The sequence below is a fragment of the Bradyrhizobium mercantei genome (genome assembly GCF_001982635.1).
GTDB lineage: Bacteria > Pseudomonadota > Alphaproteobacteria > Rhizobiales > Xanthobacteraceae > Bradyrhizobium > Bradyrhizobium mercantei.
The window spans coordinates 293,363-315,698 of sequence record NZ_MKFI01000004.1 but is presented as its reverse complement, the minus strand read 5'-3'; the positions used below and the strand labels follow the sequence as shown (position 1 = coordinate 315,698).

Sequence of the window (22,336 nt, the reverse complement as noted above, 5' to 3'; positions counted from 1 at the left end):
AGACTTTGCCTCCCCAGACCATGCCTTCCGAGACCGACATCCGTGCCAAGCGCGCCGCGGAGGTCAGCCTTCTCGAAGCAACTGCGCAGGAGGAGGATGCACGGCTCCGGAACGACATCCGGCTGCTGGGGCGCGTGCTGGGTGACACGGTCCGCGACCAGGAGGGGGCCGACGCCTTCGACCTGGTGGAGCGCATCCGCCAGACCTCGGTCCGGTTCCATCGTGACGAGGACAAGCTGGCGCGGCAGGAGCTGGAGGGCATCCTCGACGGCATGTCGATCGCCGAGACGCTGCGGATCGTCCGCGCCTTCAGCTATTTCTCCCACCTCGCCAACATTGCCGAGGACCAGAACAACATCCGCCAGATGCGCAGCCGCGGGCCCAGTGGCGCGCCGCGGCCGAGCACGCTGGAGCAGACGCTGGTCCATGCCCGGCAGGCCGGCATCAGCCCGGCCGATTTGCGCAGTTTCTTCAAGAGCGCGCTGGTCAGCCCGGTGCTGACAGCGCATCCGACCGAGGTCCGCCGCAAGAGCACGATGGACCGCGAGATGGAGATCGCCGATCTGCTCGACCGCCGCGAACGGTTGCAGATGACGCCCGATGAGAGCGAAGCCAGCGACGAGCAGCTGCGCCGCGCGGTCGTGACGCTGTGGCAGACCAATCTGCTGCGCCGGACCAAGCTGACCGTGCTCGACGAGGTCGCCAACGGCCTGTCGTTTTACGACTACACCTTCCTGCAAGAGGTACCGCGGCTGCACTGCGCGCTGGAGGACCGGCTGAACAAGGAGGGCGGCGAGGGCGGCGATCTCGCCTCGTTCCTCAGGATGGGAAGCTGGATCGGCGGCGACCGCGACGGCAATCCGTTCGTCACCGCAGAGGTGATGCGCGGTACGCTGCGGCTGCAATCGAGCCGGGTGCTCAGCTTCTATCTCGAGGAGCTGCACGCGCTCGGCGCCGAGCTGTCGCTGGCGGCGCACCTCGCCGACGTCTCGGAGGAACTGCGGATCCTGGCCGAGCGTTCGCCCGACACCTCGCCGCATCGCAGCGGTGAGCCCTATCGTCTGGCGGTCTCGGGCATCTATGCGCGGCTCGCGGCCACTGCCGCGAGACTCGAGGTCGAGACCACGCGGCCGCCGGTCGGCAAGGCCGAGCCCTATGCGACCGTCAAGGAATTCCAGGCCGACCTCGACGTGCTGAATCGTTCGCTGATCGCGAATAATTCCGGCGTGATCGCGCGCGGCCGGCTGCGGCAGTTGCGGCGGGCGGTGGATTGCTTCGGCTTCCATCTGGCGCGGCTCGACATCCGCCAGAATTCGGCGGTGCATGAGCGCACCATCGCCGAGCTGCTCGACACCGCCAATCCCGGCATGTCGTATCTGGCGCTCGGCGAGGACGCGCGCGTCAGCCTGCTGCTCGGCGAGTTGCGCAGCGCGCGGCCGCTAGCCTCGCCCTTCGTGAAATATTCCGAGGAGACCCAAAGCGAGCTCGCGGTGTTCCGGGCGGCGGCCGAGGCGCACGCCAAATTCGGTCCCGAGGTGATCTCCCAGTGCATCATCTCGATGTGCCAGGGCATGTCCGACATGCTCGAGGTCGCGGTGCTGTTGAAGGAGGTTGGCCTCGTCAATCCGTCCGGCCGCAGCGCCGTCAACATCGTGCCGCTGTTCGAGACCATCGGGGATCTGCAGGCCTCGAGCGCCATCATGGACCGCATGCTGGCGCTGCACGACTACCGCAAGCTGGTCGACAGTCTCGGTAGCGTGCAGGAGGTGATGCTCGGCTATTCCGACAGCAACAAGGATGGCGGCTTCGTCACCTCGGGCTGGGAGCTCTACAAGGCCGAGATCGGCCTCGTCGAGGTGTTCGAACGTCACGGCGTGCGGCTGCGCCTGTTCCACGGCCGCGGCGGTTCGGTCGGCCGCGGCGGCGGCCCGAGCTATGATGCGATCATCGCGCAGCCCGGCGGCGCCGTGAACGGCCAGATCCGCATCACCGAGCAGGGCGAGATCATCTCGTCGAAATATTCCAACGCCGAGGTCGGCCGCAGCAATCTGGAGATCCTCGCCGCGGCGACGCTGGAGACCAGCCTGCTGCAGCCGCGGCAGAGCGCGCCGCGCCCCGAATACCTCAAGGCGATGGAGGAGATTTCCGCGCTCGCTTTCAAGGCTTATCGTGGTCTCGTCTATGAAACCGAGGGCTTCGCCGACTATTTCTGGGGCTCGACTGTGATCAACGAGATCGCGACGCTGAACATCGGCAGCCGTCCGGCCTCGCGCAAGAAGACTCGCGAGATCGAGGACCTCCGCGCGATTCCCTGGGTGTTCTCCTGGGCGCAATGCCGGCTGATGCTGCCGGGCTGGTACGGCTTCGGCAGCGCGGTCGAGATCTGGATATCGGAGCATCCGGAGCAAGGCATGCCGTTCCTGCAGGAGCTGTACAGGGAATGGCCGTTCTTCCGCACGCTGCTCTCCAACATGGACATGGTGCTGGCGAAGAGCTCGATCGCGATCGCCTCACGCTATGCCGAGCTGGTGCCCGACGTCGCGCTGCGCGAGAAGATCTTCGGCCAGATCCGCCGCGAGTGGCATCTGTCGATCGAGACGCTGCTCGACATCATGGGCCACGACCGGCTGCTGCAAGGCAACCCGCTGCTGGAGCGCGGTATCCGCAACCGTTTTCCGTACATGGATCCGCTCAACCACGTGCAGGTCGAGCTGTTGAAGGAGCATCGCGCGCAGAACCCCGACGAGCAGGTGCTGCGCGGGATCCAGATCACGATCAACGGGATTTCTGCGGGGCTGAGGAACAGCGGTTAGAGCCGCGACTTTTTCCGCCGTCATTGCGAGCGCAGCGAAGCAATCCATTGGGCCGCAAGCGGTGAGATGGATTGCCTCGTCGCTTCGCTCCTCGCAATGACGGCGGATAGGCAGCGCGCTAGCAGTTGTGCGCGCCTCTCGTCTCCACATACACCGCATAGAGCGACTGGCTCGCGGTCATGAACAGACGGTTGCGCTTCTTGCCGCCGAAGGTGAGGTTGGCGCAGGTCTCGGGCAGCAGGATCTGGCCGATCCGCTGACCGTCGGGCGCGAACACCTGCACGCCGTCATAGCCCGGTCCGACCCAGCCGGCGCCGACCCAGATGTTGCCGTCGATGTCGACGCGCATGCCGTCGGGGAAGCCCGACTTGCCGTCGAGCGTCATGTCGATCAGCGTGCGCGGGTTGGAGAGCTTGTCGCCGTTGAGGTCGTACTGCCAGACGATGTTCTTCGCGTTCGGATAATGCGTGATGCCGGTGTCGCAGACATAGACCTTCTTGTAGTCGTGGCTGAAGGCGATCCCGTTCGGCTTGAACGGCTCGTCGGCCACCTTGGTGATCTGCCCGGTCGCAGCGTCGATGCGGTAGACCGCCTCCTTCTGGTACGGCTGCTTCGAACCGGTGTTGGCCAATTGGCCCTCATAGATCGAGATCGCGCCGTAGCCGGGATCGGTGAACCAGATCGACTTGTCGTTCGGGTGCACGACCATGTCGTTCGGTCCGTTGAGCTGCTTGCCATTGGCCTGCTCGGCCAATGACGTCACGGTTCCGTCGTGCTCGTAGCGCACCAGCCGCGTGCGCTCGGCGGTGATCTGGCGGCCCTCGAAATCGAAGGTCGAGCCGTTGGCTTCGTTCGACGGCTTGTGGAACTGCTCGGAGATGTGACCGTCATCGTCGAGGTAGCGCAACTGCCGATTGGCCGGGATGTCGCTCCACACCAGATACTGGCCCTGTGCATTCCACGCCGGGCCTTCGGCCCAGAGGCAGCCGGTGTAGAGCCGCTTGATCGCGGTGTTGCCGACCTTGGCCTTGAAGCGCTTGTCGTCGATCACGACGATATCAGGATCGGGATAACGCTGCGGCTCCGCATTGGGGCCGAAGTCGCGCGCTGCAGCATCGGATGCGGCCATCGCGGTTGCAGCAAGCGCGGTTGCGCCGCGCAAAATCGTTCGACGGTCGAACGCCTTCGTTCCGTCGCCCTCGTGTTTCTCTGTGTTGCTTGGATTTGTCACGGAAGTCCTCCCAGGCTTTTTGTTATCGGGAGGACGATTATACCCCCGCAATTCTGGCACAATGCGGGCACGCCATGAAGAAACAACCAAAGAGTGTGTCGCCTCCGTCGTTTCGCGGAGGCGACTGTTTCATAAAACCGTCAGATCGAAATTCAGATCGGATCCCAGGTGAAGACGTCGGCCGAGCGGTCGAGCTTGGCGAACGATCCCTTCAACGCCGGCATGCCGTGTTCGGCGATGGTCTCGGGCGTCCAGCCTTCGCCGCGATGCACCGAGCGCACCGGACGATGCTGGCCGAACAGGAAGATTTCGTTCATGCGCACGCCGAAGATCTGGCCGGTGACGTCCTTGGCGGCATCCGAGAGCAGATAGGCGCAGACCGGCGCGATCTTTTCCGGGCCCATCTGCTTGATCTTCTCGACGCGCGCCTTCTCGGCATCGGTCTCGGTCGGGATGGTGCCGATCATGCGGGTCCAGGCGAACGGCGACACGCAGTTCGAGCGCACGTTGAAGCGGCCCATGTCGAGCGCGATCGATTTCGAGAGGCCGACGATGCCGAGCTTGGCGGCGGCGTAGTTGGCCTGGCCGTAATTTCCGATCAGGCCGGAGGTCGAGGTGAAGTGCACGAACGAGCCCGACTCCTGCTCGCGATAGATCCGCGCCGCAGCGTGGCTGACATAGAACGAGCCCATCAGGTGCACCTTGATGACGGCTTCGAAGGCTTCCACGCTCATCTTGTGGAAGATCATGTCGCGCAGGATGCCGGCATTGTTGACCACGCCGTCGAGCCGGCCGAAGTGATCGGTCGCAGTCTTCACGATCTTGCTGGCGGGGATGGCTTCCGCGACCGATTCAAAGTTCGCCACTGCGGTGCCGCCGCGCTTCTTGATCTCCTCGACCACCTCCTCGGCGGGCGCCGCGCTCGAGCCGCCACCGTCGGCCGCGCCGCCGGGATCGTTGACCACGACCTTGGCGCCTTCCGCCGCACAGAGCAGCGCAATCTCGCGGCCGATGCCGCGGCCCGCGCCGGTGACGATGATGACCTTATCCTGCAGTGATTTTGCCATGTGGGTTCTCCTGGGTGGCGTGTGTTCGCCGGCCGATGCAGAACCCCACTCGTCATGCGCGGGCTTGACCCGCGCATCCATCTTTCTTCAGAAGAAGATGGATTGCCGGGTCAAGCCCGGCAATGACGGATCGGGTGCTGCGCTCGCGCCGGCCATTGCTATCGTTCGTTCGTAAAAATGATCGTGCCACTTGCGGCGAACATGCCGCCCACGCCGTGGCAGACCGAGATCTTCGCGTTCGGCACCTGCGCCGGCGCGATGCCGCGCATCTGCCGCACGCTCTCCTGCAGCGCGTACATGCCGTACATGCCGGAGTGCATGTAGCTCAGGCCGCCGCCATTGGTGTTGAGCGGCAGCTTGCCGCCGGGGCGGGTGTTGCCGTCGGCGATGAACTTGCCGGCTTCCTCATAAGGCATGAAGCCGAGGTCACCGAGGCCGTACAGCGGCAGGTGCGCGAAGGCGTCGTAGATCATCAGATGATCGACGTCCTTGTGGGTGATGCCGGCTTCCTTGAAGGCCAGGGGACCCGCGACCTTGAAGGCGCGCGAGCTATCAAAGGTCTTCATCTGGCTGACCATCGGCGTTTCCACGCTCTCGCCGGTGCCGAGGATGTAGACCGGCTTGCGTGGGAAATCCTTGGCGCGGTCGGCCGAGGTCAGGATCAGCGCGCCGCCGCCGTCGGTGACGAGGCAGCATTGCAGCAGGCGGAACGGATAGGCGATCATCCGCGAGTTCAGGACGTCGGCGACCGTGATCGGGTCCTTCATGGTGGCGCGCGGATTCTTCGCCGCCCATTCGCGCTGCACGACCGCGACCATCGCAAGCTGTTCATGCGTGATGCCGTGGGTCTTCATGAAGCGCAGCACCGGAATCGGGAACATGCTTGGCGGGCCGTAGACGCCGAACGGTGCCTCGAATTGGCCGTTGAGGCTGTCGGGAGCGGTGAAGCGCGGCTGCTTGCCAATCATCGACTTGCCGCTCTCGGCGTGGGTGATCAGCACGGTCTTGCACAGGCCGGCCTCGATCGCGGCCGCGGCGTGGCGGACATGCAGCATGAAGGAGCAGCCGCCGACCGAGGTGCCGTCGACCCAGGTCGGCGTGATGCCGAGATAGTGCGCCATCTGCTGCGGGGTTTCGACCGCGGTGGCGAAGCCGTCGATGTCGGACAGCTTCAGGCCGGCATCCGCGATCGCGTTCAGCGCCGCGTCCGCATGCAGCTGGATCTGCGACATGTTGGGGATGACGCCGAGTTCGGTGGTTTCGGCCGCACCGACGACGGCAACCTGGTTCCTGCGCATCGCGTTACCCCTTCGCCGGACGGAACAAGGGGAGGGTGATCTTGTCGTCGAGCGCTTCGAAGGCGACCTCGAGCGGCATGTCGAGCTCAAGCGCCTCCGGCGTCTGCGGACAATCGATGATGTTGCTCATCATGCGCGGGCCCTCGTCGAGTTCGACCACGGCGATCGCATAAGGCGGCGTGAAGCCGGGCGCGGCGGGACGGTGGTTGATGACATAGCTGTAGAGCTTGCCCTTGCCGCTGGCCTTGAAGACGGAGACCTTGCGCGAGGCGCAGGAGGGGCAGAACGGCCGCGGCGGAAAGTAGACATTGGCGCAGGCATCGCAGCGCTGCAGGCGCAGCTCGCCGGCCTTGGTGCCATCCCAGAAATGCTGGGTCTCGGGTGTCGGCTTGGGTTTCGCGCGCGCGGGTTCGGCCATGTCTGATACTTCCTCCCGAAATCGTTACAGTCTTGATGCGCCATCGGACCGAGGGCCGTCAACGGTCCATCCATGCGCCGCGCGGCGGCCTGTGTCCTGCGCATGCCGCATATTCCGCCCCTCGCACAATTGCTAAGGCCGCAATGCTTGTGCCGCTCCGATCCGGCGCGTAGAAGGGCCGCGTCGAAGCTACGTTCAAAAGAGTCCGGGAGGAATAATATCATGCTGAGGATCATCGGCGCGGCACTCGCTGCCAGCCTCGCATTTGTCACGCAGGCCAGCGTTACGCAGGCTGTGGCCGCCGACGCACCGTCGGAGATCAAGATCGGCACGCTCTACGCATCCTCGGGGCGCTACGCCTCGATCTCGATGCCGGTCTACAGCTCCCTCAAATTGTGGGTCGAGCAGAAGAACGCCGAGGGTGGCGTCTTCGTGAAGGCGTTCGACAAGAAGATCCCGATCAAGCTCGTCTCCTATGACGACCAGAGCAACACCGCGACCGCCGCGACGCTTTATAACCAGCTCGTCACCCAGGATAAGGTCGACCTGCTGGTCGCCGATTCCGGATCGGTGCTGACTGCGCCCGCGGTTGCGATCGCGCGCGATCACAAGATGTTCCTGTTCGACCAGACCGGCACCGGCGCGAGCTTCTTCTCCAAGGACAATCCCTACATCGCGCTGATGGCCGACCCGGTGTCGACGGTCTGGCCGAAGCCGGTCGCCGATTTCATCAGCCATGACGGCCCGGGCCTCGGCATCAAGAAGGTCGCGATTCTCTATTCGACCAACGAGTTCACCGGCACCCAGGCCAACGCGTTCCGCAAGTTCGTCAAGGAGTCCGGCGCGCCGATCGAGATCGTCTACGACCAGGGCGTCCCGACCGAGACCACCAACTACAACGTCATCATCAACAACATCAGCAACGCCAATCCCGACGCGGTGATCCATTTCGGCTATGCGCCGAACGACATCGCCTTCCTGCGCAACGTCCAGGACGTCGGCACCAAGTTCAAGATGCTGTTCGCGATCTATGCCGGCCTCGAGACCGAGCTGCTGGAGAAGAACGTCGGCGCCAAGGGCCTGGAGCACATCTGGACCTACGTGCCGCCGTCCGAGCTGGATTATCCCGTCAATTTCGGGATGAACATGAAGGATTTCCGCGCCGCCTGGACCAAGAAGTACAATGACGGCAAGATGGAGTTCGGCTTCAACGCGGTGGCCGGCTACACCACGGCCCTGGTGATCGAGAAGACGCTGTCGGTTGCGACCAGCCTCGACCAGATGGAACTGCGCCGCGCCGTGTTCTCGCTCAGCGGCCAGCTCAAGACGCTGGACGGCACCTTCGCGCTGGATGAGACCGGCGGCCAGGTCGGCGAGTTGACGCCGCTCGGCCAGCTCACGGTCGACGAGCACGATCACATCAAGTTCGTCTCGATCTATCCGCACGAGACCGCCACCGGCAAGCCGATCTATCCGGCACCGTGATGCAGGTTAAGGGCGGCAGGCGTAACCTTCGGCGGCGAGCGGTAGCATGACCTATGCGCTCGTTGCCGGCGTGCTGTTCGGGCTGTATTTCAGCCTGGTCGGCATCGGTCTCAATCTCGTGTTCGGCGTCATGCGCATCGTCAATCTTGCGCATGGCGACATCCTGATGCTCGGCGCCTTCATCGCGCTCGGCGTGGTCGGCATCGCCGGCATCGACCCGCTGTTCGCGGTGCCGCTGGCCTTCGTGGTGTTCGTGCTGGCGGGCGTGCTGCTGTACTGGGTGCTGGTGCCGCGGTTGCAGGGCTCGGCCAATCCGGAAATGCTGTCGATCATCCTGTTCTTCGGCCTGTCGCAGGTGATCGAAGCCGTCACCACGATCTTCGCCGGCACCAGCGAGCGCTCGATCCAGAGCCGGCTGCTCGGCACCGTGTTCACGACCATCAAGGTCAAATGGTTCGGTGGCAAGGCCGGCGGGGCGGGGCCGATCCAGATCTTCGGCCAGGGCTTTCCGGCGCCCTGGGTGATCGCGGCCATCACCAGCCTGATCGCGATCGCGCTCGTCTACCTCTATCTCTATCACACGCGGCTCGGCACCCTGACCCGAGCGGTGATGTCGCGTCGCGACGAGGCGCTGGCGACCGGCATCGATGTCGATCGCGTCTCGGCGGCGGCGTTCGGGATCGGGCTCGGCATCGCGGCGGTCGCCGGCGTGTTCGCGCCCTTCATGTTCGGCTCGGTGACGCCGGCGTTCGGCGCCGATGCGACCGTGACGTCGTTTGCGATCGTCGTGCTCGGCTCGCTCGGCAATCCGCTTGGCACCGCGCTCGGCGGTGTCGTCTATGGTCTCTGCTACATGCTGGTGCAGACCTATCTCAGTTCCTGGGCCGACCTGCTGCCCTATGTGTTGCTGATCGTGATCCTGTTGTTGCGCCCGAGCGGTCTGCTCGGAAGGCGGGTGCGCGTTGCATAACGCCTCGAAACACCTGCTGTTCATCCTGGCGCCGCTGGTGGTGGTGTTCGCACTGCTGCCCGGCGTCTATCAAAACCATCTGCTGCTGTTCAACTTCGTGATCTTCCTGATCCTCGCGCAAGGCGTGAACATCATCTATGGGTTCACCGGCTATCTGCCGTTCGGCTATGTCGGCTTCTTCGGCGCGGGCGCCTATGGCTTCGCCATCATGGTGATGCATCTGCACACGCCGGCACCGTTCGCCGTGCTGGTCGGCGGTGGCGTCGCGATTTTGCTCGGCCTGCTGCTGACGCCGCTGCTGCGGCTGTCGGGCGCCTATTTCGCGATCGCCAATCTCGCGGCTTCGCTCGCGGTGCTGCACTTCGTCGCCAACCCGGCGCTGGAGGGGATCACCAAGGGCCCCTACGGCGTGTCGCTCACCGGCACGTTCAACCCGACCCATGCGTATTACGCCGCCGTGGTGGTGATGGCGCTGACCGTCGGTGCGGTGGTGTATCTGAAGAACTCGCCGTTCGGCCTTGCGCTGCAGGCCGTGCGCGAGGATGCGGTGTCGGCCTCGATGGCCGGCGTCAACATCATCAAGATGCGGGTGATCGCCTGGCTTGCCTCGGCTTTGGTCGCAGGCCTCGCCGGCGGCATCTACGCCTGGTACGTCTCGGTGTTCTATCCCGACAATGTGTTCTCCGGCGAGTTCTCGATCTTCGCAATCGTGTTCGCGCTGTTTGGCGGGGTCGCCACCATCACCGGACCGATCGTCGGCGTGCTGATCCTCTACGGCATCTACAATCTGATCGGCTTCACCACGCCGCAGTATTTCCAGCTGATCTATGGTCTCCTGATCATGGGCCTGGTGCTGTTCCTGCCCGCAGGGCTGGTGTCGCTGGCGACCCGCAGGGGGTGGCATGTCCCCTGAGAAAACGTCCATCCTTGACGTCTCGAAGCTGGTCAAACGCTTCGGCGGCTTCCACGCGCTCGATGGCTTGAGCTTCCACGTCGTGCCCGGCGAGATCCTCGGGCTCGTCGGTCCGAACGGCTCCGGCAAGACCACGGCGATCAACGTGATCTCCGGCCTCTATGCGCCTGACGGGGGCGAGGTCGTGTTCGACGGCGCGTCCGCCGGCGGTGTCGCCTCGCACAAGCTCGTTCACCGCGGCATCAACCGCACTTTCCAGGTGCCGAAGCCGTTCCTGTCGCTGACGGTGCGCGAGAACATCCAGGTGGCGCTGGCCTATGGCGGCGCGACCGGCGCGCCGTCGATTGCCGAACTGCTTGAAGAGTACCGGTTGAAGGAGGTCGCCGACCGTCCCGCTGCCGACCTCAACAGTGCGCAGCAGAAGATGCTCGATCTGACCCGCGCGCTCGCTACCCGGCCGCGGCTGTTGCTGCTCGACGAGCTCGCGGCCGGCCTCAACCCGGCCGAGCTCGACTGGATCGCCGGCCGCATCAAGGCGCTCGCGGCCACCGGCATGGCGATCATCGTGGTCGAGCACCTGATGGGCTTCATCGAACAGATCACCGACCGCGTCATCGTGCTCAATGCGGGCAAGGAGATCTTTGAAGGCACACTTGCGACCGCAGTACGCGAGCCGCAGGTGATCGAAGTGTTTTTGGGAGGCGAGCATGCCCACTGACGCAGCGCCGCTTCTGGACGCCACCGGCGTCGACGCCGGCTACGGCACCATGCAGGTCCTGTGGGGCGTCGATCTCGACGTCCGCCCCGGCGAAACCGTGCTGCTGCTCGGCGCCAATGGCGCGGGCAAGACCACCTTCTTGAAATCGCTGGTCGGCCTGATCGAGGCCCGCAGCGGCCACATCAAGCTCGGCGGCGAGGACATCACTAAAATGCGCTCCTCGGATCGCATGAAGCGCGGCATGACCTACATGTCGGAGCTCGCGGTGTTTCCCGATCTGTCGATCGAGGAGAACATCCGCGTCGGCGCGCAGGCGCTTGGCCATGCGGATCCGGGCGCGCGGGTCGACGAGCTCTACGGCCTGTTCCCGGTGCTGCGCGACAAGCGCCGCGATCCGGCCTCCAGCCTGTCCGGCGGCCAGCGCAAGATGCTCGGCATCGCCAAGGCACTGTCGGCCGAGCCGAAACTACTCGTGATGGACGAGCCCTCGGCCGGGCTGTCGCCGCTGTTCGTCAAGGAGGTGCTGCGCGCCCTGTCGAGCCTGCAGGGCCGCGGACTGGCGCTCCTGATCGCCGAACAGAATATCGGTTTCCTCGAGATTGCGACCCGCGTGTTCGTGCTGGAAGGCGGGCGCATCCGCTTCTCCGGCACGGTTGCCGAGATGAGCGGCAATGAAGAGCTGCACCGCGCCTATTTCGGGCTGAAGTGATAGTGATGCGAGACTTGGGGCCGGCGCACTGGAAATCGGCCCCGGTTCGCGCGACAATCGGCTGAAGCCATCAAGTGCAAGCCGTGAAGTGAAAGCCATGCCGAAAAATCCGACGCTCGCCTCCCTTGCCGCCGATCTCGCCAGCGGCGCTACCTCTGCCCGCAAGCTCGTCGAGCAATGTATCGCCAGGATCGCCGATCCAGCAGGCGAGGGCCAGCGCACCTTCATCCATGTCGACCGCGATGCGGCGCTGGACGCCGCCGACGCGATGGACCGGCTGCGCAAGGCCAACGCCGCGCCGTCGCCCTTTGCCGGCATTCCGGTCTCGATCAAGGACCTGTTCGACATCAAGGGCCAGGTGACGCGGGCGGGCTCGCGGGCGCTGGACGATTCCGCGCCGGCGGATGCCGACGCGCCTGTGGTGGCGCGGCTCAAGCGCGCCGGCTTCGTCGTGATCGGCCGCACCAACATGACCGAGTTCGCCTATTCGGGCATCGGCATCAATCCGCATTACGGCACCCCGAAGAGCGCCTGGAACCGGAGCGCCGGCCACGTGCCCGGCGGCTCGTCCTCGGGCGCCGCAGTCTCGATCGCCGACGGCATGGCGTTCGGCGCGCTCGGCACCGATACCGGCGGCTCCTGCCGGATTCCGGCCGCCTTCAACGGCATCGTCGGCTACAAGCCGACGCAGCGCCGGATTCCGCTCGATGGCGGCGTGCCGCTGTCGTTCACGCTCGACAGCTACGGCCCGCTGGCCAATTCGGTGGCCTGCTGCGCCGCGCTCGATGCGGTGCTGGCCGACGAGCCGGTGACGCCCGTCGTCCCGCGCCCGATCAAGGGCATGCGGCTCGCGGTGCCGACCACGGTCGCGCTCGACGATCTCGATGATGCCGTCGCAAAAACCTTCGAGCGTGCGCTGGCGGCGCTGTCGCGGGCCGGCGCGCTGGTCGAGCACGTCGAGCTGCCCGAGCTGCTCGATGTCGGCGTGATGAACACCAAGGGCGGGTTCTCCGCGGCCGAAAGCTATGCCTGGCACCGCTTCCTGCTCGCGAGCAAGGGCGACATCTACGATCCTCGCGTCGCCGTGCGGATCCAGCGCGGCGAGGGTTTTCTGGCGGCCGACTATATCGACCTTATCAACGCGCGGCGGTCGTTCATCGCCCGCACCGAGGCGCGGATCGCGCCCTACGACGCGCTGGTGCTGCCGACCACCGCGAACCTGCCGCCGAGCATCGCCAGCCTCGCCGACGACAAGGCGTTCGCGACCGAGAATCTGCGTGCGCTGCGTAATCCCTCGCTGATCAATGTGCTCGACGGCTGCGCCATCTCGCTGCCCGCGCATCGCGAGGGCGAGGCGCCGGTCGGGCTGATGCTCGCGGCCGCCGGCGGTTCGGATCGTCGCATCTTCGAGCTTGCGGCCGGAATGGAGACCGTCATCCGTGTTTGATCTCACCTTCAACGTCGACGACAAGGGCGCCGCGACGCCGCTCACGCTTGAAATCAAGCAAGCCGTGATCGCCGGCTGGACCGGCCGCGATCCGGTGGCGCGCGACAAGCACATCGCCGAGCTCGAAGCGCTCGGCATCGCGCGCCCCGCGACCACGCCGATCTACTACCGCTGCTCGGCGCGCCGACTGACTTTCGCCGATGCCATCGAGGTCTGCGGCGAGGAGTCGAGCGGCGAGGTCGAATTCGTGCTGATCGGCTGGCAGGGCCGCACCTTCGTCGGCTGCGGCTCCGACCACACCGACCGCAAGGTCGAGAGCTACAGCGTCACCGTGTCGAAGCAGATGTGCGACAAGCCTGTCGCCTCCGAGCTCTGGGAGCTCGAGGATGTCATCGGTCACTGGGACCAGCTGATCCTGCGCTCCTGGGCCACAATCGGCGGCGAGCGCGTGCTCTACCAGGAAGGGACGCTCGATCATATGCTGCCGGTGCAGGACCTGATCGCGCGCGGATTCGATGGCGGCAAACTGCCCGACGGCTGCGCCATGTTCGGCGGCACCTTCGCGGCCAAGGGCGGCATCCGCCCGGCCAGCCGCTTCGAGTTCGAGCTGGAAGACCCGGTGCTGAAGCGCAAGATCAGCCACGGCTATGATGTGATCACGCTGCCGGTGCGGGGCTAGATTCTTTCCGCGCGCCGTTTCGCTTGACGGGCGACCGACACTCTCACCACGGGTCGTCCCTGCGAAAGCAGGGACCCATACGCCGCGGCTTCCGAAAGGGGCGGGCGGCCAGACGGCTTTCTAACAACCAGCACCTGTGATTATGGGTCCCTGCTTTCGCAGGGACGACAGCGTGATTTTGGCGGCGTTCCCGGCCTATTCGGATCGGAAATCGGGTGGCGCTGTCGGCCATCATGGGCCAGATTCCGTCCCATGACAGCAACAGCCAAGACCATCACCCGCCCCACCTCCGGCATCCCGGCCCGCGTCGACGGGCTCGCTTGGGACCAGATCACGGCCGACCTCGACGGGCAGGGCTGCGCGGTCCTCAACGGCTTGCTGACGCCTGAAGAGTGCGATGCCATCGCCGCGCTGTATCCCGATGACCGCCGGTTCCGCAGCCGGATCGTGATGGGCCGCCACGGCTTTGGCCGCGGCGAGTACAAATACTTCTCCTATCCGCTGCCGGATCTGATCGCGGAGCTGCGGCCTGTGCTGTATGCGCGGCTGACCGCCACCGCCAATCGCTGGAACCAGACGATGGGGATCGAGATCAGCTATCCCTCGTCGCACGCGGCATTTCTGAAGCGCTGCCATGATGCCGGGCAGACGCGGCCGACGCCGCTGCTGCTGCAATATGGCGAGGGCGATTACAATTGCCTGCACCAGGATCTCTACGGCGAGCACGTGTTCCCGATCCAGGTCGCGATCCTGCTGTCGCAGCCGGGGCGCGACTTCAGCGGCGGCGAATTCGTGCTGACCGAGCAGCGGCCGCGGATGCAGTCGCGGCCCGAGGTGGTGCCGCTGACGAAGGGTGACGCGGTGGCCTTTGCCGTGCACCATCGGCCGGTGCAGGGGACGCGCGGGCCGTATCGTGTCAATCTCCGCCACGGCGTCAGCCGGATTCGTTCCGGCCATCGCCACACCATTGGTGTGATCTTCCACGACGCAAAGTGAATGAGAGAGAGGCGTGGCCGCTGATCTGTTCGAGACAATAGGCGATGCACGGCCGCCGCGCGAGACGATCGCTGATGGCGCCGTGCTGTTGCGCGGCTTCGTCCGGCCGTTCGAGGCCGAGCTAATCCCGGCCTTGCGCGTGATCGTCAAGCAGTCACCGTTCCGGCATCTGATCACGCCAGGCGGCCACCGCATGTCGGTCGCCATGACCAATTGCGGCAGCCTCGGCTGGGTCTCCGATCCCAATGGCTATCGCTATGATCCGATCGATCCTGATACGGGACAGAACTGGCCGGCGATGCCGGAGGTGTTGCGAAGGCTCGCGGCCGATGCTGCGGCCGCGGCCGGCTTCAACGGCTTCGCGCCCGAAGCCTGCCTGATCAATCGCTATGTGCCCGGTGCAAAACTGTCGCTGCATCAGGACAAGGACGAGCTCGACTACGGTGCGCCGATCGTCTCGATCTCGCTCGGGCTGCCGGCGATCTTCCTGTTCGGCGGCCTCAAGCGCAGCGACACGCCCCGTCGCTATCGATTAGAACATGGCGATGTTGCGGTGTGGGGCGGGCCGTCACGGTTATTTTATCACGGCGTGGCGCCGCTCGCCGACGGCGAGCACAGCGTGCTCGGCCGCCAGCGCATCAATTTGACCTTTCGCAAGGTGCGCTGAGGCGCCTGGTGGTCTAGACTTGGCGGATGACCACCAAGGCCGACCGCGCCGTCAATCGCACCGGCGTCTATCTCGCCGCGCTGCAGCTCGTGTTCACGCTGGGCTGGACCACCTACCTGATCTATCTGCCGAAGCTGTGCGCCGATGTCGGAATCGCGCCGTCTACCGTCATCCTGATCCTGATGATGGATCAGGCCATCTTCACCATGACCGACACCGCGATGGGCATGGCCGCCGACAGGATCTCGATACTGGTCGGTCGCCTCGGCCTGTTCGTCGGCGTTCTCGCGGCGATCTCCTGCGCTGCCTTTGTCGCGCTGCCCTATGTGGCCGGCACCGGGCCGGGCGCAAGGGTTTGGCTGATCGTGCTGATCGTGGTCTGGGCGGTCACATCGTCGGCCTTGCGCGCGCCGCCATTGACGCTGCTAGGCAGATATCGCGCGCAACCGTCGGTCCCGTTCCTCGCCGCGCTGGCGATGCTGGGTTACGGCATCGCGGGCGCGGTCTCGCCCTATCTCGGCGTCGTGCTGCGCGACCATGATGCGCGGCTGCCGTTCGTGCTATCAGGTGCCGTGCTGCTGCTGACCGCGCTGGCGTTTTCAGGGATCGAGCGCCGCATCGCCGAGGAAGTGCAGCCCGAGCGGCTTGCGCCGCCGGCAAAGCGACTCGGCGCGGTGCCGATGTTCCTGATCGGATCGATGGTACTGCTCTCGCTCGGCTATCAACTGCACTTCAACATCAACAGCGCGCCGTTCTACCTGCGCTTTGCCAAGGCGAACGAACTGCAATGGCTGATGCCGGTGTTCTGGATCGGCTTCAACATCGCGATGTTTCCGGCGAGCATCGTCGTCAAGCATCGCGGCGGGCTGATCGTGATGGGCGCCGCAGGACTGCTCGGTGCATTCGCCATCATCGCCGCCGAGATCGCCGGCAGCCTCAATGTTTTGATCGTGGCGCAGTTCATGGCGGGCGCGGCCTGGGGCTGCATGCTGATGAGCGCGGTGTCGGCCGCGCTTGCGATCGGGGAGACCGGCGCCGAAGGCAAGGTCACTGGGCTGGTGTTCTCGGCGCTGGCACTTGCGACCTTTGCGCGGATGGCGGCGGTCGCCGGCGGCTTGCAGAAGCTGCCGGACTATGCGCCGCTGGTGCATTGGGCGCCGGTCGCCTGCTGGTCGGTCGCCGGCGCCGGCCTGCTCGTGATCGCCGCGTCGCGGCTGCACCGCGGCGTGAGGACCGTTTAGTTGTTTCTCGCCGGATGAATGAACGCCCAGGGGCTGACTTCCGAATCCGTCGGCACTTCCACCGAGATCACGTAGGGACCGCCATCGGCCAGCGCCTTCTCCAGCACGGGGCGGAAGTGATCGGGCGAGGTGACGCGCGCGGCGCCGGCGCCGAAGGATTCCGCGAGCTTGACGAAGTCGGGATTGACGAGGTCCGAGGCGACGACGCGGCCGTCGAAGCGCTCGCGCTGGTCGCGGCGGACATTGCCATAGGCGTTGTTGTTGAACACCAGCGTCACCACGCCGATCTTGAACTGCACAGCGGTGGCGAGCTCCTGCACGCCGAACATGAAGCCGCCGTCGCCGGTGATCGCGACCACCGGCTTGTTCGGGTTGGCGACCTTGGCGCCGAGCGCGGTCGGGAAGCCCGAGCCGAGCGTGCCCTGATAGCCTGAGGTGACGAAGGTGCGCGGCTCATAGATCGGAAAGCCGTACCAGGAGGCGAAGCCGACCTGCGACAGCTCGTCGGTGACGATGGCATTCGCCGGCAGCACCTCGCGCAGGATCTTCAAATAGGCCATCTGCGGCTGGATACGCTGGATCTCCTGCTCGGTGGCCGCGGTCGCCTCACGGATCGCGGCGCGCCGGCCGGATGTTTTGCTGTAGCCCGCCTTGCGCACGGCCGCGACGAGATCGGCGGTGCCGGCCTTGGCGTCGGCGATCACGCCGGCATCGGCCGGCCAGCGCCGCAGCTCGACGGGATCGATATCGATCCGCACGCATTTCAGCCCGGCCGGCTGATAGGGCCAGCGCGACATCGTCGGCAGCTCCATGCGCGTGCCGATGCCGATCATCAGGTCGGTCTTCGGCCAGAGCTTGTAGGCTGCGGCCATGGTGAGGCCGAGCTCATTCGCGTTGGAGACGATGCCGCGGCCGCTGCGGAATGCGACGACAGGCGCGTCGATCATCTCGGCTAGCTCGAGGATCTCCTCGCGCGCCTCGATGGCGCCGCTGCCGACGAAGATCATCGGCGCCTTGCTGCCGGCGATCAGATCGGCAGCTGCCTTGATGCGATCAGGATCCGGCTGCGGTGCCGGCAGCGGAGCGAACGGCTTGACGGCTCCGACCTGGGTGCGCTGGGTGAACACGTCCCACGGCATTTCCAGCGAGGCCGGGCCGCGCCGGCCCGACATCATCTCCTGGAACGCACGCGACACCATTGCGGGCGCGTTGTCGGGATATTCGATCCGCTCCGCCCATTTCACGAAGGTGCGCAGCGTCGCGAGCTGGTCCGGCATCTCGTGCAGATGGCCGCGGCCCTTGCCCAGAAACTGCGTCGGCACCTGGCCGGTCAGGCACAGCACCGGCTCGTTGCAGCCGAACGCGGTCAATAGCGCTGCCGAGGCGTTGAGCACGCCGGGGCCGGGCACCACGCTGAATACGCCGGGCCTGCCAGAGGAGCGGGCGTAGCCGAACGCCATGTAGCCGCAGGCCTGCTCGTGCCGCGCGCCGATCACCTTGAGCTGCGCCTGGTGGAACGCATCGAACAGGCCGTAGATCTGCGCGCCGGGCAGGCCGAACACGGTGTCGACGCCGTGGGCGACGAGGCCGTTGACGATTGCTTCGCCGCCGGATGTTGAGGTCATGGCACTGTCCACTCGCTTGCGGGGTTAGTTGGCTTCGTCGACGACGCCGTTGCGCAGGATGCCGACGCCTTCGGCTTCGACCTCGACGACATCGCCGGGCTTCAGATAGCGCGGCGGATCGAACCGCGCGCCGGCGCCGGTTGGCGTCCCCGTGACGATGATGTCGCCGGGAACCAGTGTCGTGAAGGTCGAGATGTAGTTGATGAGGTAGCGGAAGCCGAAGATCAAGCGCGAGGTGCGGTCGTCCTGCCTCACTTCGCCGTTGACCCGCGTGGTCAGACGGATATCAGCGATCTGCGCTTCGCTGGTGTAGGGCACGATCCACGGGCCGAGACTGCCGGTGGAATCGAAGTTCTTGCCCTGGGTGACGTTGAACTTGGCGTGGCGTACCCAGTCGCGGATGGTGCCTTCATTGCAGAGCGTGATCGCGGCGATGTGATCGAGCGCGCTGCTTTCCGGAATGTGCCGGCCGGCCTTGCCGATCACCAGCACCAGCTCGCCCTCATAGTCCAGCTGCGGCGAGATGCGTGGCCGCACCACCGGGGTGTTGTGGCCGACGAAGGAACGCGGCACCCGCAGGAACATGCTCGGGTACTTCGGCGCATCCGAACCGTCCTTGTACTCGGCATTCCGGTCCGGATAGTTGACGCCGATGCAGATGATCTTGTCCGGCGCCGGGATCGGCGGCTGCCAGGCGACCGCGTCGAGCGCATGATCGGGGGGGCGCTTGGCAGCGTCCTCGACCAGCTTGGTCAGCGCACCGGCGGCGATCGCCTCGCGCAGGGTCGGGTAGTCCTTGGCGAAGCGCGGCGAGAGGTCGACGATGCCGGTGTCGGTGACGGCGCCGTAGCTGGTGGCGCCGTTGACGGAATAGGTGGCGAGGCGAGGGGCAGACATCGGTAATCCAATCATTGGTGTCGTCCCGGCCAAGCGAAGCGCGAGCCGGGACCCATAACCACAGGCCTCACATTATGGCATGCGGGGCGACAATCTCGGTAGCAACGAGGTCCTGTGGTTATGGGTCCCGGCCTTCGCCGGGACGACGTGTGGAGAGAGGCGTGTATCAGTCCGCAACCAGCACGTCGGCGACGAAGCGCGGCTCGCGCACCGCTTGGCCTGCGAAGGTCGAGCCTTCCTCGAACCAGGAGCGCGGCGCCGGGGCGCCCCATAGCGTCTGACGGCGTGGATCGCGCAGCGACCAGCGCAGCGGCTCGTGGTCGTGATCGCCGGTGAAATAGTCACTGGTGTAGAGCTCGATGCGATGGCCGTCGGGATCGCGGATGTAGAGGAAGAAGGCATTGGAGATGCCGTGCCGGCCCGGGCCGCGCTCGATGTTCTTGAGGAAGCCGGAGGAGGCCATCACGTCGCAGAGATGCACGATGTTCATCGCGGTCGGCACCCAATAGGCGATGTGGTGCAGGCGGGGACCCTTGCCATTGGTGATGGCGAAGTCGTGCACGTTGCCCTTGCGGTGCATCCAGGCGGCGGCGATCCGGCCGTTGTCGCCGTCCTCCTCGGCATATTCGGTGAGGCGGAAGCCAAGCCGGGCGTAGAAATCGACGGTGTCCTGCACCTCGGCCGCAAACACGTTGAAATGGTCGAGCCGCTGCGGATGGCAGCCCTTGTAGAGATCGTAGCGCCGCAAGAGATGCGGGCGCTTCTCCATCGTGGCGTAGAGCTCGATCTGGAAGCCGAACGGATCGGTGAATTGCAGCGTACGGCCCTGGAACGGCTGGTCGACGAAGGCGTAGCTGATGCCGTTCTCGGAGCAGAAGGCGGCCGCCTTGTCGAGGTCGCCGTCATTGCCGACTTTGAAGCCGAGCCGGTTGCAGGCCGCCTTCGTCGCCTTGCGCAGCACCACCGAGTGGTGCTGGTGCTCCTCGCTGGCGCGAAGATACAACGACTTGTCGTCGCGGTCCTCGACATGGAGGCCGACAGTCTTCTCGTAGAAGGCGGCGCTCTTCTCCAGGTCCGTGACGTCGAGCACGGCGTGGCTGCAGCGGATGATGTTGAACGGCGGGTCGAAGACGTGTGTCGGAACGGGCATTGGTGTTTCCTCAATTTGTGGTCCGTCATTTCGGGCTCGCCGCTAAGCGTCGCCCCGCAATGACAGTGCTGGTTTAAATTCCCAGTTTCTGGATCTTGTGCGTCCCGCGCGCGAGCGAGACGTGCTTGGTTTCCATGTAGAAGTCGAACGAGTAGTCGCCACCGTCGCGGCCGATGCCCGACGATTTCATGCCGCCGAACGGGGTCGGCAGATGGCGGACGTTTTCCGAGTTGAGCCAGATCATGCCGGCTTCCAGCGCATCGGCAACGCGCAGCGCGCGGCCCATCTCGCCGGTCCAGACATAGCCGGTCAGGCCGTACTGGACGCCATTGGCGATCTCGATCGCCTCTTGCTCGTCCTTGAACGGGATCACGGTCAGGAACGGACCGAACACCTCTTCCTGCGCGACGCGCATTTTGGCGCTCGCGCCGGTGACCAGCGTCGGCTGCACATAATGTCCGCCACCGGGCCCGTCATGCGGCTTGCCGCCGACCGCGATCGTGGCGCCGTCCTTTTTGGCGACGTCGAAATAGCTGCACACCTTGGCGAGATGCCGCTCATGGATCAGCGGCCCGATCTCGGTTGTGGGATCGAGGGGGTGACCGACCCTGAGCGCCTTGACGCGCGCAGTCAGCTTCTCGACGAACTTGCCGGCGATGCTCTCCTGAACGAGCAGCCGGCTCGACGAGGTGCAGCGCTCGCCATTGAGCGAGTAGATCATGAACACGACGGCATCGAGCGCGCGGTCGAGATCGGCGTCGTCGAACACGATCACCGGGTTCTTGCCGCCGAGCTCGAAATGCACGCGCTTCAGGGTCGGCGCGCCCTGCGCCATGATCGCCGAGCCGGTCGAACTCTCGCCGACGAAGCCGATCGCCTTGATCGCGGGGTGCTCGGTCAGCGCCTTGCCGGCCTCTTCGCCGAAACCATGCACGGTGTTCAACACGCCGTCGGGAAGCCCGGCCTGCTTCGCGAGCTTGACCAGCATATCGGCCGTCACCGGCGACCATTCGGCGGGCTTGTGCACCACCGTGCAGCCGGCTGCGAGCGCGGGCGCGATCTTCCAGGTCGAGAGCATGAACGGCGTGTTCCACGGCGTGATCACGCCGACCGGGCCGATCGGCACGCGGGTCGAGATGTTCCAGTGCTCGTCCGAGGGCGTGTTGAGACCATCGCGCGCTTCGCCGCATTTGTCGGCGAAGAAGCGGAAATTCTCCGCGGCGCGGATCGCGGCCTTGGCCATGAAGCGGTGCGCCTGGCCGGTGTCGATGCATTCGAGCACGGCGATGTCGTCGGCGCGCTCCTCGATCGCATCGGCCACGCGATGCAGCAACTTGCGGCGCTGTGCGGCGGGCATGTCGCGCCAGGCCTTGAACGCCTTGGCCGCGGCGGTTGCGGCGCGGTCGATATCCTCTGCATCGCCGCGGGCGACCGTCGCCAGCACCGCGCCGTCAACAGGGGACTTCGTCTCGAAGGTCTGGCCGGAGGCCGCCGGCACGACCTTGCCGTCGATCACATTGCCGATGCCGTCGGCCTTCAACTTGGCGAGCAGGGGGCCGGCGCGATCGCGGTTGGCCTGGAATACGTCGGCGGATGATTTCGGGGCTTTATCCATTGACCGTCTCCACCTTCAGTGCGTCGTGGATGTTGTTGCGTTTCCAGCTGGTTTCCTTGTCGTTGATCTGCATGTCGAACGACAGAGCGAACTTGCTGTTGGCGAATACCGGATCGAGATGCGCCGACAGCGCCTTGAAGATATGCTCGCCGGCCTTCTTGCGGGCGGCGAGGTCGCGGCCCTCGCCGAGCCGCAGCACCATGTCGAGGAAACCGTAGTTCTTGCGGCCGTCGGCGATCGCGTAGTGTTCACACCTGACGGCGCGAACACGGATGCCGCCGAGCGGGAAGATGCCGGTCTCGACCGCGGCCTTGCGGACCACTTCGACGGTCGCGCCCATGTCGACGAGGCCGTCGAGATTGGCGGAATATTCAAGCGTAAAATGCGGCATGCAGGT

At 65.4% G+C, this 22,336-nt stretch carries 20 protein-coding genes; 11 read left to right on the top strand and 9 right to left on the bottom strand.

Annotated elements, in window-relative coordinates:
• Window positions 1-5: 5 nt before the first annotated feature.
• Complete coding sequence (gene ppc / locus BI327_RS19645) at window positions 6-2,813, top strand: phosphoenolpyruvate carboxylase (protein WP_089025536.1); 2,808 nt, start codon at window positions 6-8, stop codon at window positions 2,811-2,813.
• Between the two features lie 118 nt (window positions 2,814-2,931).
• On the opposite strand, the gene BI327_RS19640 is transcribed toward ppc, so the two are convergent.
• From BI327_RS19640 to BI327_RS19625, 4 genes are all read right to left on the bottom strand, one after another.
• The gene (locus BI327_RS19640; protein WP_076862449.1) at window positions 2,932-4,044 is read right to left on the bottom strand and encodes an SMP-30/gluconolactonase/LRE family protein; all 1,113 of its coding nucleotides are present in this window, start codon (window positions 4,042-4,044) and stop codon (window positions 2,932-2,934) included.
• Window positions 4,045-4,196: 152 nt separating this feature from the next.
• Window positions 4,197-5,111 carry an SDR family oxidoreductase gene (locus BI327_RS19635; protein ID WP_028338734.1) on the bottom strand — a complete coding sequence of 305 codons (915 nt, stop codon included), beginning with the start codon at window positions 5,109-5,111 and terminating at the stop codon, window positions 4,197-4,199.
• A 158-nt stretch (window positions 5,112-5,269) separates the two neighbouring features.
• Window positions 5,270-6,409, bottom strand: coding sequence for a thiolase C-terminal domain-containing protein (locus tag BI327_RS19630; protein WP_076862448.1), 1,140 nt, complete (start codon window positions 6,407-6,409; stop codon window positions 5,270-5,272).
• 4 nt (window positions 6,410-6,413) lie between these two features.
• On the bottom strand, window positions 6,414-6,827 hold the full coding sequence (locus BI327_RS19625; RefSeq protein WP_050420086.1) for a Zn-ribbon domain-containing OB-fold protein: 414 nt from the start codon (window positions 6,825-6,827) through the stop codon (window positions 6,414-6,416).
• A gap of 222 nt (window positions 6,828-7,049) precedes the next feature.
• Between BI327_RS19625 and BI327_RS19620 the strand changes: the two genes are divergently transcribed.
• From BI327_RS19620 to BI327_RS19575, 10 genes are all read left to right on the top strand, one after another.
• A complete protein-coding gene (locus BI327_RS19620; RefSeq protein ID WP_076862447.1) occupies window positions 7,050-8,312 on the top strand; it encodes an amino acid ABC transporter substrate-binding protein in 1,263 nt (420 codons plus the stop codon).
• Between the two features lie 46 nt (window positions 8,313-8,358).
• Window positions 8,359-9,282 (top strand): branched-chain amino acid ABC transporter permease, encoded by a 924-nt coding sequence (locus BI327_RS19615; protein WP_076862446.1) that lies wholly within the window; start codon window positions 8,359-8,361, stop codon window positions 9,280-9,282.
• Window positions 9,275-10,195 carry a branched-chain amino acid ABC transporter permease gene (locus BI327_RS19610; RefSeq protein ID WP_076862445.1) on the top strand — a complete coding sequence of 307 codons (921 nt, stop codon included), beginning with the start codon at window positions 9,275-9,277 and terminating at the stop codon, window positions 10,193-10,195. Before BI327_RS19615 ends, BI327_RS19610 begins: the two co-directional genes overlap by 8 nt.
• A complete protein-coding gene (locus BI327_RS19605) occupies window positions 10,185-10,913 on the top strand; it encodes an ABC transporter ATP-binding protein (RefSeq protein WP_076862444.1) in 729 nt (242 codons plus the stop codon). The genes BI327_RS19610 and BI327_RS19605 overlap by 11 nt, the downstream gene beginning before the upstream one ends.
• The gene (locus tag BI327_RS19600) at window positions 10,903-11,622 is read left to right on the top strand and encodes an ABC transporter ATP-binding protein (RefSeq protein WP_076862443.1); all 720 of its coding nucleotides are present in this window, start codon (window positions 10,903-10,905) and stop codon (window positions 11,620-11,622) included. The genes BI327_RS19605 and BI327_RS19600 overlap by 11 nt, the downstream gene beginning before the upstream one ends.
• Window positions 11,623-11,719: 97 nt before the next feature.
• Window positions 11,720-13,069: an amidase gene (locus BI327_RS19595; protein ID WP_076862442.1), complete on the top strand. Its 1,350-nt coding sequence runs from the start codon at window positions 11,720-11,722 to the stop codon at window positions 13,067-13,069.
• The gene (locus BI327_RS19590; protein ID WP_076862441.1) at window positions 13,062-13,748 is read left to right on the top strand and encodes a DUF2848 domain-containing protein; all 687 of its coding nucleotides are present in this window, start codon (window positions 13,062-13,064) and stop codon (window positions 13,746-13,748) included. Before BI327_RS19595 ends, BI327_RS19590 begins: the two co-directional genes overlap by 8 nt.
• A 252-nt stretch (window positions 13,749-14,000) precedes the next feature.
• The gene (locus tag BI327_RS19585) at window positions 14,001-14,744 is read left to right on the top strand and encodes a 2OG-Fe(II) oxygenase (protein ID WP_076862440.1); all 744 of its coding nucleotides are present in this window, start codon (window positions 14,001-14,003) and stop codon (window positions 14,742-14,744) included.
• A gap of 13 nt (window positions 14,745-14,757) precedes the next feature.
• Complete coding sequence (gene alkB / locus BI327_RS19580; RefSeq protein ID WP_076862439.1) at window positions 14,758-15,411, top strand: DNA oxidative demethylase AlkB; 654 nt, start codon at window positions 14,758-14,760, stop codon at window positions 15,409-15,411.
• Between the two features lie 26 nt (window positions 15,412-15,437).
• Entirely contained in the window at window positions 15,438-16,652 is a 1,215-nt protein-coding gene (locus BI327_RS19575; protein WP_076862438.1) for an MFS transporter, read from the top strand.
• Here BI327_RS19575 and BI327_RS19570 read toward each other — a convergent pair.
• From BI327_RS19570 to BI327_RS19550, 5 genes are all read right to left on the bottom strand, one after another.
• A complete protein-coding gene (locus BI327_RS19570; RefSeq protein ID WP_076862437.1) occupies window positions 16,649-18,277 on the bottom strand; it encodes a thiamine pyrophosphate-dependent enzyme in 1,629 nt (542 codons plus the stop codon). The genes BI327_RS19575 and BI327_RS19570 overlap by 4 nt on opposite strands.
• A gap of 24 nt (window positions 18,278-18,301) precedes the next feature.
• Window positions 18,302-19,174, bottom strand: coding sequence for a fumarylacetoacetate hydrolase family protein (locus tag BI327_RS19565; RefSeq protein ID WP_076862436.1), 873 nt, complete (start codon window positions 19,172-19,174; stop codon window positions 18,302-18,304).
• Between the two features lie 166 nt (window positions 19,175-19,340).
• On the bottom strand, window positions 19,341-20,324 hold the full coding sequence (gene hpaD / locus BI327_RS19560) for a 3,4-dihydroxyphenylacetate 2,3-dioxygenase (protein ID WP_076862435.1): 984 nt from the start codon (window positions 20,322-20,324) through the stop codon (window positions 19,341-19,343).
• Between the two features lie 73 nt (window positions 20,325-20,397).
• Entirely contained in the window at window positions 20,398-21,939 is a 1,542-nt protein-coding gene (hpaE, locus tag BI327_RS19555; RefSeq protein WP_076862434.1) for a 5-carboxymethyl-2-hydroxymuconate semialdehyde dehydrogenase, read from the bottom strand.
• The gene (locus tag BI327_RS19550; RefSeq protein ID WP_076862433.1) at window positions 21,932-22,330 is read right to left on the bottom strand and encodes a 5-carboxymethyl-2-hydroxymuconate Delta-isomerase; all 399 of its coding nucleotides are present in this window, start codon (window positions 22,328-22,330) and stop codon (window positions 21,932-21,934) included. Before BI327_RS19550 ends, hpaE begins: the two co-directional genes overlap by 8 nt.
• Window positions 22,331-22,336 lie beyond the last annotated feature (6 nt).